Consider the following 16,965-nt stretch of genomic DNA (forward strand, 5'->3'; position numbering starts at 1 on the left):
AAAGATTTTATGCAAAAAATTATTTACTACGTGGCAAGTTCACTTGACGGATTCATTGCTGGAAAAAATGACGATATAAGTCAGTTTATATTAAAAGGAAAAGGTGTTGAAAAATATAGAGCAGATCTATTAAATTTTAAAACCGTCATTATGGGAAGAAGGACTTATGAGTTTGGTTTTCAATACGGACTTCAACCAGGGCAACCCGCCTATCCCCATATGGAACATTTTATTTTTTCAGATACATTGAAAATCGAAAATTTAGCTGACTCTGTTCATATTGAAAAAAGATCCTTAGACCGAATTAAGGACATCAAAGCAAATTCTAAAACAGATATTTACCTGTGTGGAGGTGGTGAATTTGCAGGTTGGTTACTCAACCATGGACTAATTGACCAACTTAAACTGAAACTAAATCCCATAATTTTAAAAGATGGCATCAAACTATTTGGTAACTCAACCAATAACACAAAATGGAATTTAATCAAAAACGAATCTTTTGAAGATGGACTTAAAATATTGACATATAATAAGCAAAAGCACTAACCGCTATCAGCTCTTTAGTTAATAGAGCTTTATAAACTGCTTTGCTAAAAGCCTACTTTCCTACTAAGCTATTATCACTTAAAAATTCACTTCTTTATTACAAACCAAAACGTGTTTGTTCTATTAAAGTGACAAGTGACCATACAAATTATTTAAAATTAAAAAGCCCAAAATCATGAATAATAAGCAAAATTCACTGAACACATTAGATGAAATTAAAGCCATAAGTTTTTTTTCAACATCACTTTATCATAAAAATTCGGTAGAAGAAGTCCTTTGGGACATTACCAAAAATGTCATCCAGCAATTAGGGTTTGTAGATTGCGTTATCTATGTTTTTGATAAAGAAAAAGGCGTATTACACCAAAAAGCTGCATACGGACAAAAAAACCCTTATGAAGAGGTCATTTATAATCAATTAGAAATCCTTTTGGGCAACGGCATTGTAGGCAGTGTCGCTAAAACTAAAAAGCCCGAACTTATTCCAAATACAAAATATGATAGTCGCTATATTATAGACGACGAGGAACGATCTTCTGAAATCTGCATCCCAATAGTAATGGACGATACGCTTTTTGGAGTTATTGATTCTGAACATCCTGAAGCAAATTTCTTTAATGAAAAACACTTACATCTGCTTACCATAATTGCCACTTTATGTGCACAAAAAATAAAAGAAATTCAGACTAAAACACGTAAGCCTTTTACCCGCGCTAATCACTATTTTAAAAAATTGGAAAGCCTAATGCAATTCAGAAAGATCTATAGAAATCCGTATTTAACACTTTCTTCAACTGCTGAAGATTTGGGAATTTCGGCTTGCTATCTTTCCAGTATGATAAACAATTTATTGAATAAAAGTTTTATCGATTTTATAAACGAATACCGTATAGAGGATGTAAAGAACAATCTTCATTCCGAAGAATTTTCGGGTTACACCATCGTTTCTGTAGGTTTAGAAGCCGGTTTTAACTCAAAATCCGCTTTTTATTCGGCTTTTAAAAAACATACAGGTCTAACACCAATGGCTTATAAAAGTCAATCGGTTTTAAAGTGTCGTCATTCATAATATACTTAATGGTTCTACCCAAAGCGTGTAGAATATGAATTGTTCGATTCAAATTTTTATCGTTTAACGGAATTCCTTCACATAGTGTTTGCTATTTAGTTGACCACCAATGGGTTGATTATTAAACCTATGTGTATAGATTATAGTTTTCAATGAAGAGAGAAGTGGAGAGTAAGGATTAAAACTAAATAACATAAAAAGGTTGTCCTAATTCTTTAAGACTCAAATATTCAGGACATTACTCTTTTAATTAGGGCCTAAGTTTGGATTATTAATCATATAAAATTAAATGTTATGAAATTTAAAACAAATTTATTAAGACCTATTTTACGTATGTTGTTCATATCCCTTCTTTTTTTCAGCTGCTCGCCTGAAGATGGAAACGATGGAATAGATGGAATTGACGGCATTGATGGTGCTGACGGTGCTGACGGTGCTGATGGCGAAACCGGAACTGCCAATGTTATTTACTCAGATTGGATCGCTTCAGGTTTTCCGGACACTATCAATAGCAATTTTGATCAATGGGAAATGTATGCACCAGAGCTTACACAAGAAATTCACGATACAGGTGTCATACTAGTTTACGCCCGAGTTAGTAATTTAATATATTCAATTCCAACTTCATTTTTTGGCACAACTCAAGAGCAGTGGAGTTTTAGGTTATTTGATTTTAATGATACACTTATCGCTATTCGAGTGCAATCAATTGACGATAGTAACATTGGAACACCTTTTTTGAATGGCGATTTTAGATATGTCATCATTCCTGGAGGAACTTCCGCAAGTTCCAGACCTGCAAATGGCTCATCTCAAGTGGACTATTCTAGCATGTCTTATGAAGAAATCAAATCCCTTTTTAACATCCCTGATTAATCGTTACAGCCCCAACCTCTTTTTCATACTAAAGTAAAAACTTAAAAAACAATCTTATGAAAACAATGAATTTTAAAACCAATTTAACGAAACACCTTCTAGGTGCGCTATTTATCTCTATTCTCTTTATGGGATGTTCACCCGAAGATGGTAGAAATGGCACAGATGGTATTGATGGTGCAGATGGCGAAACCGGAACTGCCAATGTTATATATTCAGATTGGATTGATTCCGAATTTGATGACAACATAATTGCCACAGGCGGAGGTTTTTATGTGGATGCGCCCAATGTAACACAAGCCATTATAGACACTGGTATTGTTTTAGGATTTGCTAAAAACATTCCACTTTCGGGAACACCAAGCATTTTTCAACTACCATTAATCAATGACCAAAATCAATATTCTGTTATTGTTCAGAACCCTGGCACATTAAGATTTAATGCCTCATCCATAGATGGTACATCTGTAGGAACCACTGTATATGAAGAGTATAGGTATGTTATTATTCCTGGTGGAAATCCTATCAGTAGTAATCGCAGTAGTACTTCGGCAACTACAGATTCAAAATCTACAACATTAGATTATACAAAAATGTCCTACAAAGAGATTAAAGCTCTTTTTAATATCCCTGATTAATAGCTGTAGCCCTTAATATTTTTTATTAATGTTAGGGCTACTTTTTTTTAATAAACAAAACTCGTTATGAAGAAAACCATATTTTTAATAACAATTCTGTTGCTTCCATTACTACTAATTGCACAACAACAGACTACTACAATAAAAGTAAGTGCTCGTTCTGTTCTTATAGATTCTTCCCCAGAGTTTAAAGCTACGGTAGCATTAAGTAGTAGTTACTCAAGCCTTCCTGCTGAAATGACAACTCTTGAAATTCTGAAAAAAAAGTATAAAAGTGCACTTAAAGCCAATGATATTTCTTGGAGCAACCTGAAAAAAGATTCCAATGGTTTTGGATATGAAAGTATGGGATATGGTAAAGATGGTATTATATATGAATACCGAACCAAATCAGTGGAAAAAATGAAAAAATTCCTCAAAACTAAATCATTAGGAATGCAAATGATAAACTACTCCTCTATTATTACTATTGACGAAGAAGAAGCTGCAAAATTATCTGAAACAGCTTTGGCAAATGCTAAAGCAAGGGCTGCAATTATTGCAACAGCTATGGGTAAAGAGCTCGGAGATATAAAGGAAATAGAAGATTTAAATAATCGTTATGGTGAAGAAATTGAAAGCTCAATATACTACGATAGACCTATCGGTGAGTATTTTTATATGATTAATGTGATATTTTCGGTAAAGTGATTTGCCATAAAATCTTATAAAAACATCAGCCTTCTAAAAAACACTTATAAATGAAGAAATTAACACTCATAACCTCACTAATATATCTTGGGTTCTGTAGTTGTTCTGATTTTCATAACTCAAATCTGTTGGACAGTGATAACTATAATACTAGAGAAAAAAGAATTGAGTGTCTAAAATATGAAATTAAAGCAAAAAGTGACTTTGAGAATGCAGAATTTGAATTGTTTAATGTAAACGGTTTTACTAATAGTAGGCCAACATCTATTCCCGGAGCATCTTCTTGGGATTATAAATTTGTTATTAGAGTTAAATCTTCTGACATAAACAAATGGACTGAAGGAATGCAAAAAACACAACCGACGAATTATGATATTAGTTGGACGAAAGCCATTGTTGAAAAAAGAGCAAGTGATTGGCAAACAACTAGTCAACCTGAGTTTTTTAAACGTAAAACGGCTAATGTAATGGTAATTGTATTTAGAAATGAAGGCATTATCTATAAACGTGTAATTGCTAATTAAAACACTGACTTTGTTAATCTAAAAAATTAGCGTCAGGAACTACTACTCTTTAAACACAAACCGTTTAACTATTAAAAAAGGAATTATGACACATAAAACAATTATCTTTATTTTAATAACAACTTTCACTTCATTAATAAATATAAATGCACAAAATTCTGTATATGACATACCTCACAAGTTTTTTCATATTTTTAAAACAGAACCTATGGAAGCATTGGACTATGCCTATTCCACTAATCGTTGGATGTTAAAACAGGTAAACAGAATTGAAATTTTAAAAAATGAATTAAAAGAAATATTACTACTTGTCGGAGATTATCATGGTTTTGAAATTATAACGAAAAAAAGTATAGGAAAGAATTTAAAACTCCTTAGCTATATGGTAAGGTACGACCGTCAGCCAGTGAGATTTACATTTGTTTTATATAAATTAAAAGATACCTGGCGAATTCAAGATATAGTTTATAATCTTGATTTAACGGGTGAAATCATAGAATCAGCAAAAATAGACCGAAATTGAAACATCGCATTACGTTTTATAATAATGTAAAGTAGATCTTTTCACGTAATGCTTATAGATACGCAAATCGTTGTATCAAGACACAAAAAAACCTTTATTTACAAAATTAGGATCAGTGGCAATCAATGATCTTAAATTACTACCATATTTAATTAACATGAATAAACGTAAAATAGATTGGTCTAAAACAAAACCTCTAAAAAGCATTACTAAAGAAAACGAAACAACACTATTAGAATTGGGCGCAAATGTATCTGGGTGGAAACTATGATTAGGAATTTATGATGCAATATTTAATTCTTCTGAATATTTATATTAAAGAAAGAAAAAAGGATCGTATCTCTTTCTTAAAAAAATTCAATAAAAAAGACTATTCAAATTTTTCGGCTATCTAGAACGAATTTAAAAATAGTCAAACTCAATAATACCACTCAATTATTGAATAATTTCTAACACATAAAAAGCACGACTTTTTAATAGATTACAAAAAAAAGCTTCAAAGAGAATAAACTCTATGAAGCTTTTTTATTTGTGGTCCCACATGTATTGAAACTATTAGAGCAATTGAGAGTGCTATTTACTATAATAGAGAGCTGGTTAGGATTTAATCATCTCAAAATAACGTTATAGATCATAGTTTGTGTACAAAGGTTTGAGCATTGATAGATTTTACCGCTTCAAAGAAAAATGGCCAGTATACCTTTTACCATTCTGACGCTTTAACACAAACCAATAATCACTCGTTGGGAGTTGACTTCCATTTAATGTTCCATCCCAACCAAAATCATTAGGCTGTAATTGTTTAATTAATTTGCCATATCTATCGTAGATATAAACTTTATTATTAGATTCTTTTACTGAATTTATAATTTGCCATGTTTCGTTTTCTCCATCACCATTTGGTGTAAAGAATCTTGGATAATAAATTAAAAAAACGTCTTCGCTAACAATACCACATCCATTTTTATCTCTTACATATACCGTATATTCATCAATGTACAACCCTGAAAACATATTCGTATCTTGGTAATTATTTCCATCTAATGAATATTCATAATCACCACTACCCTCAACAAAAATAGAAATAGTATTGTTATTTTGTGACCAATCTACTGTTTCAATATCTGTAATTATAGCAATATCAGAAATACTTACTGTAATGGTTTTCTCAACACTACATATTTCATTATCATAAATATTAGAAACGGTGACGGTATATTGGCCTGGTTCATCTACCGTAATAGCCCTTGTGGTCTGACCAGTTGACCATGTATAATAATCATAACCTTCATCAGCAATAATTTGAACGTTACCTCCTTCACAAATTGGCCATAAATCATTCATTAAGAGCACAGGTTGCTCATTTACTATCACTTCAAAAGACGTTGTTGAGTAACAGTCGGAAGAGTTTATATTTTCAATTCGTGCGTAAATGGTTTGAGGGTTAGTAATATTTGCAAAATTTGTTGGCAGTGGATTTATTCCTTCTTCGGAATCTTGAGCGTTCAGATGATAAGTAATACTGTTTTCTGTTGAAGATTGACCATTTAATATACTATCATTTTGAATGGTTAAATCAAATATTTTTATACCATCATTACTTTCATCATCACAAACTATGATAGCTTCTGGTTGATAAGCTATTGGTAAATAAGCTACACCTAACTCAAAAGAAGTGATTTCAAAGCAATTGTTATTATTTATATTTTGGATTCTTGCATAAATTGTTTCGTAATTTGAATTAACTGTATATATATTTGATACTGAATTATTATTATTTTGCGCATCTAATTCACTTGTGAAATATATTATTTCAAAAGTTAAACTCGATTGACCTCCTAATATTTGAGTGTTATAATCTAACAAATTAAAAGTATACTCTAAATCATTTGATACATCAATACAAATAAAATTACTAGCGATATTATTTGCAACTGGTTGCTCGCTAACAACAAAGTTAAGTGTTGTTTCATCAAAACAATTAGCACTTAATTCATTTTCTACCCTTATGGTTATAGCCTGTGTTTCAGAAGTAAAAGGATTTGATAAAGGACTAGGTAATGTATTCCCACTCTCATCAAAGTAACTTACTAACATTCCTGTTTGTCCATTTAAAACTTGTGCTTCAATGTTTGAGGTATCGAAATCAAATACTCCATCGTTGTTATCATCACATTGAGTAATGTCTAATAAAGGATGTGCTATCACTGCATTTTGTACCACAAAGTGTAGCGTCGTTTCGTCATAACAAGCACTTTCATTGTTTTGGGAATTGGAATTGCTAACTCGTGCAGTGATATCTTGTGTAGATGATACAAAAGGATTTGGTAAAGGGCTTGATAATGCATTGCCTAATTCGTCATAGTATTCCACCATAACGTTAGTTTGACCGTTCAGCAATTCTGTTTCAATATCAGATGTGTCAAATGCGTACATGTTGTCGCCATTGTCATTACAATGTTGTAGAATAGAAACGGTATTGGCTATTGGTGCCGTTTCAACCTTAAGTGTTATTAGTGGTTCTATACTCAAGCAATCCTCGTTCAATGCGCTATCAATTCTTACATATATTTGCTGCGTATTTGGATAACCTGTATTTTCATAATTCGAAATATCAGTAATTGGGTTTGTTTCGGACTGTGCTTCATCAAGATTGCGGTAATAATTAATACTCAATTGTTGACCTACAGGAAAGAGTGCCTCGATTTCTGAATTTACCCCACTTAAATCAAACGCTGAAACGCCATCAGTAATAGCTGTATCATCATCACATTGATAAATTATTCTGTTAAAGGTCTCTGGAGTTCGTGTGGTAGAAACTGCTAGGTTTAGTTGGGATATTTGATAACATCCATTTGCATTTTCTACTCTAGCCCAAATTGTTTCTGAACTGACCAATTGATTCGTATAATCTATACTATTTTGAATGGGACTATAGGTGTTCTCTGCATTCGATTGCGATTCATAGAACGTTATGGTTTCACTGAGATGGTTTGCCGATATTTCAGACTTAACTTCATTGAGATTAAAAATGCCAAACCCATCCAAATCATCATCGCATTGTTTTAAATCTACAATTGGTGTAACTGTTGGCGCTTCAAAAATTGTAATAGCCTTAATGTCAATAGAACTTTCACTGCCAGATGTTACAGATAATGAGACTTCATAGTCTCCACTACTGGCGTACGTGTGTATTGGGTTTTCTTCTGTAGATGTATTTCCGTCACCAAAATCCCAAACTAACGTATCGTAAGCTTGCGAAATGTTTGAGTTAAACTGTGTCGCTTCTCCATAACACACATTATTTACTAGAATGCCTACATTAAAAAACGACTGAACAAATGGTGGTAAACCATTCTCTGAGGTATTACCATTTAAAAAGACACCATCACTTATATAGTTACAGCCAACACCTGCAGTATTAGGGCTATCAATTATATCTAAATAAGCACCTCCAAATAACGCTAAATAAATTTTACCGTCAGTTGCCAATTGTAAACTACTATTAGAAATATTTAACGGCCCTACTCTTGTCTCAGAATTTAAGATATCTGTTTGACTTCCAACTAAATTAAATTGGTATATACCTTTTATTTTTACTGAAACATAAAGCAAATTACTATTTGGCGAAAACTCAATACCATAAGGTGCGGATTCCCAGTCAAATTCTAAAATTGTAAATGGATTAGAAACTACACCTGTGGTACTATTAAAATCAAACAATTGTGCTTCCCATAGCCCTAAATTGGCAACCGCTAATTTTGTGCCATCAGGCGATACCTTTATACCTCCTATTGCATTTGTACTAAATCCCCCTAAATAGCTACCTACAGAACTTACAATTGGTGTTGTGTTTATACCTGCACTTGTTACTTTATAGGAAATAAAATCTGAACTATTCCATCGGTGTGCTATGACCCAAAAGGCGTCTTCTCCACTCACTTTTACTGCCGTTATTTTCTCTGTGACAGGTGTTTCTAATAAAACGTTCTTGGTTGCTGTTACATCTCCATTACCACCATTTAAGGACATATCTACTTCTGAATATTGCAAACCGTTAGCGTAACCTCTTTCATCTAAGGTAAAAATATAATAGATATTTGAGTTACTTGGTTTAGGCACAATAATAGCGGCATTTGTAGAAGATTCATTGCCGTTAAGACCTGAGCCATTAGGCATTATTTGATGCGTTTTATCCCAAACATTTATCCCGTTTGTGTAAAATAATAAATTTCCATTTTCATCAGCTATTGATGCACAGCCCTCAATAGTATTGAGTTGACCATCTGTTAACGCAACAGGACTACCAGAATTAAAATCTAAACCAGCATGATTACCAAAATACCAAATGTTGGCTTCGTTTTGAGAGAAACCAACACTTGATATTAAAACCAATATGAGTAAATAAATTAACCTCATTTAAATTTTCTTAAACGTTTTTACCAATCTACACCAATAACGTATTCTAAATTGATAGATGGTTCCTCAAGAGTAATGATGTTGGGTTGTGACAAATAATAGTCGCCTAACGGAATCATACTTGCAGAAGGTGAACCCAACATTAAATCACCAACAGCAGGAATCCCAAAATCATCAACGCCATCATCATCTGCAAAAGCAATATATGGTGTTAATTCCTCAATGTTGATGTATAAATCTTCATTTTGAAGATTCCAACTCAAACTACTTTCGTTTTCTTTTATTGCTGACCTATACCAAATACGAGGACTAAATGCAACCGAGCTTCTAGTGCCATCAAAAGCATTGAGGGTAGGTTTTAAAAGAACAAAAAACACATCTGCCAAATGGTTAGGGTCTGTTGTTGGGTATTCAAGATCCCAAGTATTGCCAATATCGTAAAAAGAATTGAGCTGCACACTTTGTAATTTAATAGCGTTGCCTCTTTCTACGGTTATATTTACTGTACTATCTACAACATCACTTACATCATTAGTAACTTTAACCACTATACTTTTTGAGCCAAGCGTATCAAAATCTAAATACAGGTTGACCGTATCGGTAAAAGAGGATGATGAAATCGCATTGCTGAAAGTAACACCACCATCTTTAGAGAAGCTAATTTCGTTGATGGTTTCGTTGGCAGTGGCTGTAAGGATTATTATTTGATCTATGGTTACTGTTGTTGCATCTGCTGTTACTGAAACCTCTAAGGTAGAACTTTGGTCTGGGTTACCGTTATTATCTGATGGGCTACATGCGCTAAAAAGAATAATTAGCATAAAAGCTATTTTGGTATTCATAATAAATTTTTTAAATCTTAAATTATATAATCTACTTTAAAATTGAGACTTTTGTCAATTTCCAATACTTTGCAATCACTCATCGCAGACAAGCTTTAGCGAGGGTAAGTAATATTATTTTATAATATAAGGATGACTATTAATATATTCTATGCCAGCATTCTTTAATATTAACCGTCTTTTCCAAAAAGATGAATTAATATCTTTGTCAGAGATAAATTCAATTAAAGTTAAAAAGCGTTTATCAAGAATATTAACTTCATAAATAAGCTTCTCATAATATTTAGATTTTTCATATTGTTCATCTTTTATTAACAATTCTATTTCATCTCTTACCATCAAATCATAATCTAGTTCAAAATAGTTTTGATTATAGCCTAATTCAATTTCTTCAATAATTTCTGACCAAGATTTTATTAAGTCCAAGTAGGAACCAAATCCTTCTCTTATACCTAATTTCCTAAATAATTCTTTTTCATTTTTCATAATTATGATTAATATTTTGCTACTTGTTCTATAAAATAGTTAAAAGCTTTGTTTCCTTTTGTTTCAATTTTGTAAAATGTTTGTATCACTCCATTAGTATTAGCAACTCCAAAATGACCTGTTCTAACATTTAGTTTGAAAATTGTACCCTGACTATTTACATAAGTGAGAAAATTTGGTCCTTTACTGGTAAAAAAACTTTGAGCTCCTTTTACAAATGCCGAAAAACTTTTAAACTCATTAGCCAAACTACCTCCATTTCTAATTGCTTTCCAAGCTCCAGTTTTCCACACATATTTTATGTTTTTAACATGTTTTGCATAGTGCATTAATCCCCTAGCTGTTGATGCAAATCTAAAAGGTGCTCCTGCAGGCGTGAAAAATGTTGCAAGTTCATTTACCACCGCACTATGCACAAAGTTAGATTTATCTACCGTACCCCAAGAAGTGATATGAAAACTCTCACCCCCAATATCAACAGACCTTGCCCCATGTCCATTAAATATTGTATTGTAAAGCTCACTACCACTCCATCCACTTACTTCTGGTAAAACATTAGTCGCATTTTTATATAATTCATATGCTATATCATTGGGGTTTTCTGATTGAAAAATCCCCAAACCACTCTCAGTACCTCCTGCATTAAAAAAGGAATTAGACATGCTATTAGAAGAACCCGCCATAGGGTCGCTAGATAAGCCTTCGTAGTTGCTGTATTCTCTGTCGGTGCTTTTCTTTTTAAACCAGCCTTCAACCCAATCTACAGCATCATTAAAAGGACTAAAAATGTGTTTTGTAGTCCAATCACTTACATCTCTCATTCTTAATCCTTCCCAGTTTATAGCTGCCAATCCACTTGCAATCAAAGCACCTAAACCAGCTTGTTCCCCACCTGATAATCCAGGGTTTTCTCCAGTTTCTCCGCTTGGGTCAATATACATTAAAGGATTGTTTAATACATAGCCATAGCGGTTAAAGTTTTGGGTGTTGGTAATATCTTGTATGTAATTGTCGGGTGAAAGAAAACGTTTTAATTTAGGGTCATATAATCTACCGTTCATGTGTATTAAGCCCACGCCACTAAGATGCTCGTGACCTGTATAACCTCTGTCTAAAAATGTTAATTTTCTTAATTCATTATCGTTCCCATCCGTTACAATTACAATATTGCCCCATGCATCAAAGTGTCGTTTTTCTTTGGCTTTTCCATCTTGGTCTGTTATTAACATGATGCTCCCTAAATAATCTCTAAACAAATAGTATAAACCATCATCTTCCACCTCACCGTATTCAGAACGCCAGATCGCAGGCGCGCTATAGGCATCACCACCGATATAAGTTACAAACACAGTAGATTCTGTTCTTAAATCGTAACTAATCTCCATACGACCAGTATAATCGTAGTGTTTGTTTTTTTCGCGTTCTCTGATATCTTCTCTTTCATTACCATAAAACATATGAGATCGTCCCATAAAGGCATTGTACTGAAAATCTATCTTTTCTTTACCAAGCTCACTAATGTTAACTGGTTTTTTAAAGGCATTGTAAGTTACTTGTTGTAACGTATTTTGCTGATAGTATTGATTTCCTTGAGTATTGAGATCTATTGTATCAACTTTATAAGATGTCCCAGAATAGTTATAATCTCCTATATCATTGTTATAAGTGATTCTCCCTAAATCATCATATTGATGGTTATTATTTCCGTTATTATCATTGAAAGAAATTAGACGATCTAAACCATCATATTCAAATTCTTCTGACCATGAGAACATACTATTAGACCTGATATTTAATGTGCCTCTTTCAATATTAAAATTTGTTTTAAGATGCATTAACTCTGTTGGAGACGAGTATATATCTTTTTCAACGACACTATCAGTTAAGTATCCAAAAGAATTATATCTATTTTGCACTTGCATACCGTTACCCATTTTGGCACTTGTAATTTGACTACGTGCATTTAAAGCATCAACCTCCCAAATGGGTCTTTGAGATGAAAAATCCAGGATGGCTTGTAGGTAACCGTTACTATATTCGTTTCTGATTTTTTTGTCGCTCGACTTCCCATTAGCCATTAATAACGCCTGATAACGCTCGGTTTCTACTCTCCCAAAATCATCATAAGTATATGTCGTTAAAAAATCTGTATATTCATTTCTCTCTTTTACATCTGTTAATCGCTTATTATTATCATAACTATAATAATATTCTGCGTCGCTTCCATTTGAATTTGTCATTTGAATATGAGACAGTAACTTATCTGTTGGATTGTAGGTGTACCTAATATCCATTTCTGTGTTATCTCCTATAATAAATTTTCGAGATAATTGACCCGTTGATGTGTAGAAATAATCTGTTCTTCCTTTTGGTGTTTCTTCTATTTTTAATTCTCCAAAGCCATTGTAACTATATTCATAAGTACCTGCGGAAGGATCTATTAACTTGGTTTGTCTTCCCCAACCATCTTGCTCGGAAGAAACCAAAACTCCATTGTTATTTGCTGTTTTTAGATTTCCATTACCATAATAGGTGTAGTTTATTGTTCCTCCTGGATCTGTTACTGATGCCAGATTCCCAAATTGGTTTCTTGTGGATGTAATGGTTTTAACTCCATCATCGACCGTTGTTGTTAAGTTATTGTAACTTATATTAATAATACGCCCTGTATGTAAAGTTTGGGAAATAGGCCTGCTATATAAGTCATAAGTAGTTTCGCTCCATTGGGTTGGACTATTGCCTGTGTAAGGTTCACTCTCTTTAATTAAACGATCAAAAACATCGTATTCATATTTTTTACTAACCCAGTCTCCAAAAAGGTCTTTTTCTTTAATTACGGAAACTCTTTGTAATTGGTCATATTCAACAATCATTCCGCTACCATCTTCCGCAGTATTTGTAACGGTATAAGCATTATTAACTTCTGTGAAATTGGTCGTAGATTCTTTGCCTAAATAATCAGTGACTTTTATCAATCGATCCCAAGAATCGTACTCAAAATTTGTCTCCTGACCAAAGGGGTTTGTTTCTTTAGTTAAATTCCAGTCACCATACGCTCCACCATATTCATAATCAGTCTCTAAACCTTCAATATCTATAGATTTTACAAGGAATCGACCTGAGGAATCATACTCAAATTCAACCTCACGAGAAGATTCTCCATTAGGTGTGGTGGTTTTCTTTATAATATTTCCAAAAGAGTCGTAATTGTAGGTTTCGATATTAAATGGTGTTCCATTTCCTTTAATTTTTCTTTGTGTTAATAAATAGCCTGTATAAGAAAATTCTTCTTCTGTACTAAAGGTATCGCCATCTAGCGTTGTACTAGAGACTGTATTCATAGGCCTTCCTATATGATAATTAGAACCTGTATTATTAGAATATGTGATGACTTGATTTTTACTACCACCCATAAACGTAGTAGTTATATTTATAGGATTATTATAGGCATCATATTGGCTATAAGTTGTATTAGTAAAAGTTCCTTCTAAATAGTTTTGGTTAACACTAGAATCCAACCATAGTCTAAAAACTTTACTATTAGAGAGTGATGAAGAATATTGATAGGTGGTTTTACTAATATAGTTAGATGTAGGTGCTATAAAGCTAAAATAATCTGGCATGGAATATTCTTCCGTCATAGCACCTTTTAGGTCTGTATTATACTTCGAAACATGGAATATTCTATCTGCACTGTCAATATGCCAATTGGATCTTGCTATAGCACTAAAACCAAGAAACCCCTCACCTTCTGAATTATAAACAGCTCCCTTATAAAAAAAAACTTTCTTAGACATTACAGTACCTGAAGATAGATATCCGTATCGCCTTATGGCACTAACCACTCTTGTACTTGGTGCAATCTTTAAATCTATATTTGGGTATATTTGATCCGATCCATTTTCATATATCGCAGCCGAAAATTCATACTCGCTGTTATATAAAGAGGGGTCTAAATTACTATAATCTATTTCATAAAGTGTTCCATTGTTCGTTATACTGTTTAATAGAACATCTTCCCTATGATCATGAGAAAAGGAAAAATTAGTTACATACTGATCACTTATAGAAGCAAAATCTAAACTTTTATTTTGTTGATTTGAAGTAAGATAAATTGGAATAGGGTAATGTTTTAAATCACCCGTAATTGTTTCTGTGCCACCATTTTCAAATTTTATCTTAGTTACGATGTTAGAACCATCTATTCTAAGATTGTTATAAACTGTTACTGTTTGAGTTCCATCAGTAGGAGGAATCCAGGGGAAAACGGGTTCATTATGAGTAACGGTGTTATACTCAACAATATCTGTTTTTCCATCACCATTAACATCTAAAGGTATTAAGTTGTGTCCATAATTCACGCCGTCATCGCCATCCCAATTCGTTCTTCTGTAGGTAAATGGCATATCATGGGTTCCTTTTACATATCCAGTAGCAGTTGAAATAAAAACTTTAAAATCATCATTATTATTACCTATTGGAACCATAAAGTCTGTATTTCCATCACCATTAAAATCTCCTAACATCATTGTATCTACAGTATTAATTGAAGAGTCTGTTATCGTCTTAGGAATAGTCAAAATATTACTATTAGTCAAAGAATAAATCTGTACTTTACCATTAGTAATATGATATAAATCAGTCTTACCGTCACCATTAAAATCACCTGTTTTTAATTTATAACTACCACTTAAATTTAAGCTCAAATTTCCAACAAGGCTTGCAAAACCAGTTGGTATATCTCGCCTCAAATTTATAAAATATACTTTTTTGTAGTCCGAGTCCTCCCCGTAAGGTTTTCCAATAGCCAAAACATCTGTTAATCCATCACCATTAAAATCCCCCGATACATACTCCATTGGTATATTCATTGGATTACCTTGATTGTATAGAGGTGCATTCCATATTTTAGTATAGTCAGAGGCTAAAGGGGGTATTCCTCCAGATGAAGGAGGTGCCTTTGAATATACTTTAAAATTCATTTTATTATTAGTGCCTTTCTGCACTACCGTTAAACCTTGACTAGATTCTACCTTATTTCCTGAATTTAATAATCTTGAAGGAAAAATAGATTTAAAGTACCCCGTATTAACCTGATAGGGATAATTGTTACCTCCACTTTGAAGATCATAAAACATCCAAAATTTATCTTTCGCATTAGGAAATACAATAAAATCCATCTCTCCATTTCCAGTCATATCCAATGACATGGCTTGAGCATTTCTTTGCTCAATATTAGATACTGACAAACTAGTAGTTATATCATTATGGCCTATTGAAGAGGCTGAATCAGAATAAGTAAAAACAATGCTAGAATGCAATTCCGTATCATCACCGCTATGTTCGGTAACCGTAGATAATCTTTCATATTCTAATGTAGTTCTATCGTTAGAGCCATGATAAAGTTGATATTTTCTGTAGCGAATTCCACCGCTATAAGATTCTATGCTTTTTAAAATATGACTTCTAATAATAGACACGTTATTAACATAAGATTGCTCCCGTCTTAAGCGATTACCATAATTAAATCTTATTTCATTAGTTGGACTATTAGTATTCAAACTACCATATTTTATCTTACTGATGTGCTGGCTATTATTGCTCTTGGTATATTCATAACTTATTCTAACCCCCTGTGGGTTTTGCCAATAAGTGATTGAATAATTTGTATGAGATCTTGAATCTGAACTATCACCATATTTAGCCATAGAACCATCGGGATAGTTCACAAGGAAATAGGCAGGTCCAAAAGCTGGTCCATAAGGGGAATTCCCATGAGCCGTTATTTTAATGTTAGAAAACTTTTCAGTTTCAAACGTAGCACTACCACCATAAGTACCACTCTTAAGAATTAACCGTTGCCCATCTAATGCCCATCTATCAAGAAGATCAAAATCTACAACATCAATTTGACCATCATGATATTTAGAAGCAGGTATTTTAGATATTGACGAAATACCACTAACGTTCCAACCAAAACCAGCAAGACCATTACCGCTTTGACTATTATATAACAATGCAATCTCTGGTGCAATACCACCAATTCCCGGAGGTATGGCTACTGGTACTTCATAATTAGCTCCACCCGTTAGAGACACAGATAAATTACCTGGAGTTTCCCCAACGCCTGAATTAGAATTTTTAGCTACTGAAGATGATTTAATTTTAGAATTTAGTTTTTTTTGACTTTTTAAGAGAGGAACAGTGGTTCCTTTATCCCTATCGATAATGTCAATTTTCTCATATGTAAAGGTATCTTCCCCAAATATGGTTATATCTTCTTGTGCGCTTATGTTGTTAGTAAAAACAAAAAGGCAAACTAAAAAAAGTATATCTAAATTTTTCATAAGAG

11 protein-coding genes are annotated in these 16,965 nt (G+C 32.9%); 7 read left to right on the forward strand and 4 right to left on the reverse strand.

The annotated features are described in order from the left end of the window. Window positions 1-9 precede the first annotated feature (9 nt). From KO515_RS00505 to KO515_RS00535, 7 genes are all read left to right on the forward strand, one after another. On the forward strand, window positions 10-546 hold the full coding sequence (locus KO515_RS00505; RefSeq protein WP_215934423.1) for a dihydrofolate reductase family protein: 537 nt from the start codon (window positions 10-12) through the stop codon (window positions 544-546). 175 nt (window positions 547-721) lie between these two features. Further along, a complete protein-coding gene (locus KO515_RS00510) occupies window positions 722-1,615 on the forward strand; it encodes a helix-turn-helix domain-containing protein (protein ID WP_215934424.1) in 894 nt (297 codons plus the stop codon). Between the two features lie 294 nt (window positions 1,616-1,909). After that, a complete protein-coding gene (locus tag KO515_RS00515) occupies window positions 1,910-2,491 on the forward strand; it encodes a hypothetical protein (protein WP_215934687.1) in 582 nt (193 codons plus the stop codon). A gap of 56 nt (window positions 2,492-2,547) precedes the next feature. Continuing rightward, window positions 2,548-3,129, forward strand: a complete 582-nt coding sequence (locus KO515_RS00520; protein WP_215934425.1) for a hypothetical protein — start codon at window positions 2,548-2,550, stop codon at window positions 3,127-3,129. A gap of 66 nt (window positions 3,130-3,195) precedes the next feature. Then, entirely contained in the window at window positions 3,196-3,819 is a 624-nt protein-coding gene (locus KO515_RS00525) for an SIMPL domain-containing protein (protein ID WP_215934426.1), read from the forward strand. 50 nt (window positions 3,820-3,869) lie between these two features. Continuing rightward, complete coding sequence (locus KO515_RS00530; protein WP_215934427.1) at window positions 3,870-4,343, forward strand: hypothetical protein; 474 nt, start codon at window positions 3,870-3,872, stop codon at window positions 4,341-4,343. Window positions 4,344-4,428: 85 nt separating this feature from the next. After that, a complete protein-coding gene (locus KO515_RS00535; protein ID WP_215934428.1) occupies window positions 4,429-4,866 on the forward strand; it encodes a hypothetical protein in 438 nt (145 codons plus the stop codon). Window positions 4,867-5,535: 669 nt separating this feature from the next. Here the strand turns inward: KO515_RS00535 and KO515_RS00540 are convergent. From KO515_RS00540 to KO515_RS00555, 4 genes are all read right to left on the reverse strand, one after another. After that, window positions 5,536-9,285, reverse strand: a complete 3,750-nt coding sequence (locus KO515_RS00540) for a T9SS type B sorting domain-containing protein (RefSeq protein ID WP_215934429.1) — start codon at window positions 9,283-9,285, stop codon at window positions 5,536-5,538. 20 nt (window positions 9,286-9,305) lie between these two features. Continuing rightward, window positions 9,306-10,127, reverse strand: a complete 822-nt coding sequence (locus KO515_RS00545; RefSeq protein WP_215934430.1) for a hypothetical protein — start codon at window positions 10,125-10,127, stop codon at window positions 9,306-9,308. Window positions 10,128-10,241: 114 nt separating this feature from the next. Then, the gene (locus KO515_RS00550) at window positions 10,242-10,613 is read right to left on the reverse strand and encodes a hypothetical protein (RefSeq protein WP_215934431.1); all 372 of its coding nucleotides are present in this window, start codon (window positions 10,611-10,613) and stop codon (window positions 10,242-10,244) included. An 8-nt stretch (window positions 10,614-10,621) separates the two neighbouring features. After that, window positions 10,622-16,960 (reverse strand): RHS repeat-associated core domain-containing protein, encoded by a 6,339-nt coding sequence (locus KO515_RS00555; protein WP_215934432.1) that lies wholly within the window; start codon window positions 16,958-16,960, stop codon window positions 10,622-10,624. Window positions 16,961-16,965 lie beyond the last annotated feature (5 nt).

This window comes from Winogradskyella psychrotolerans (assembly GCF_018860545.1).
Lineage (GTDB): Bacteria > Bacteroidota > Bacteroidia > Flavobacteriales > Flavobacteriaceae > Winogradskyella > Winogradskyella psychrotolerans_A.

Excerpts from the sequence above, each read along its gene's own strand:
- KO515_RS00510 (WP_215934424.1), top strand. The coding sequence starts at position 722 with ATGAATAATAAGCAAAATTCACTGAACACATTAGATGAAATTAAAGCC.
- KO515_RS00540 (WP_215934429.1), bottom strand. The coding sequence starts at position 9,285 with ATGAGGTTAATTTATTTACTCATATTGGTTTTAATATCAAGTGTTGGT.
- KO515_RS00520 (WP_215934425.1), top strand. The coding sequence starts at position 2,548 with ATGAAAACAATGAATTTTAAAACCAATTTAACGAAACACCTTCTAGGT.
- KO515_RS00555 (WP_215934432.1), bottom strand. The coding sequence starts at position 16,960 with ATGAAAAATTTAGATATACTTTTTTTAGTTTGCCTTTTTGTTTTTACT.
- KO515_RS00515 (WP_215934687.1), top strand. The coding sequence starts at position 1,910 with ATGAAATTTAAAACAAATTTATTAAGACCTATTTTACGTATGTTGTTC.
- KO515_RS00550 (WP_215934431.1), bottom strand. The coding sequence starts at position 10,613 with ATGAAAAATGAAAAAGAATTATTTAGGAAATTAGGTATAAGAGAAGGA.
- KO515_RS00505 (WP_215934423.1), top strand. The coding sequence starts at position 10 with ATGCAAAAAATTATTTACTACGTGGCAAGTTCACTTGACGGATTCATT.
- KO515_RS00525 (WP_215934426.1), top strand. The coding sequence starts at position 3,196 with ATGAAGAAAACCATATTTTTAATAACAATTCTGTTGCTTCCATTACTA.
- KO515_RS00545 (WP_215934430.1), bottom strand. The coding sequence starts at position 10,127 with ATGAATACCAAAATAGCTTTTATGCTAATTATTCTTTTTAGCGCATGT.
- KO515_RS00530 (WP_215934427.1), top strand. The coding sequence starts at position 3,870 with ATGAAGAAATTAACACTCATAACCTCACTAATATATCTTGGGTTCTGT.
- KO515_RS00535 (WP_215934428.1), top strand. The coding sequence starts at position 4,429 with ATGACACATAAAACAATTATCTTTATTTTAATAACAACTTTCACTTCA.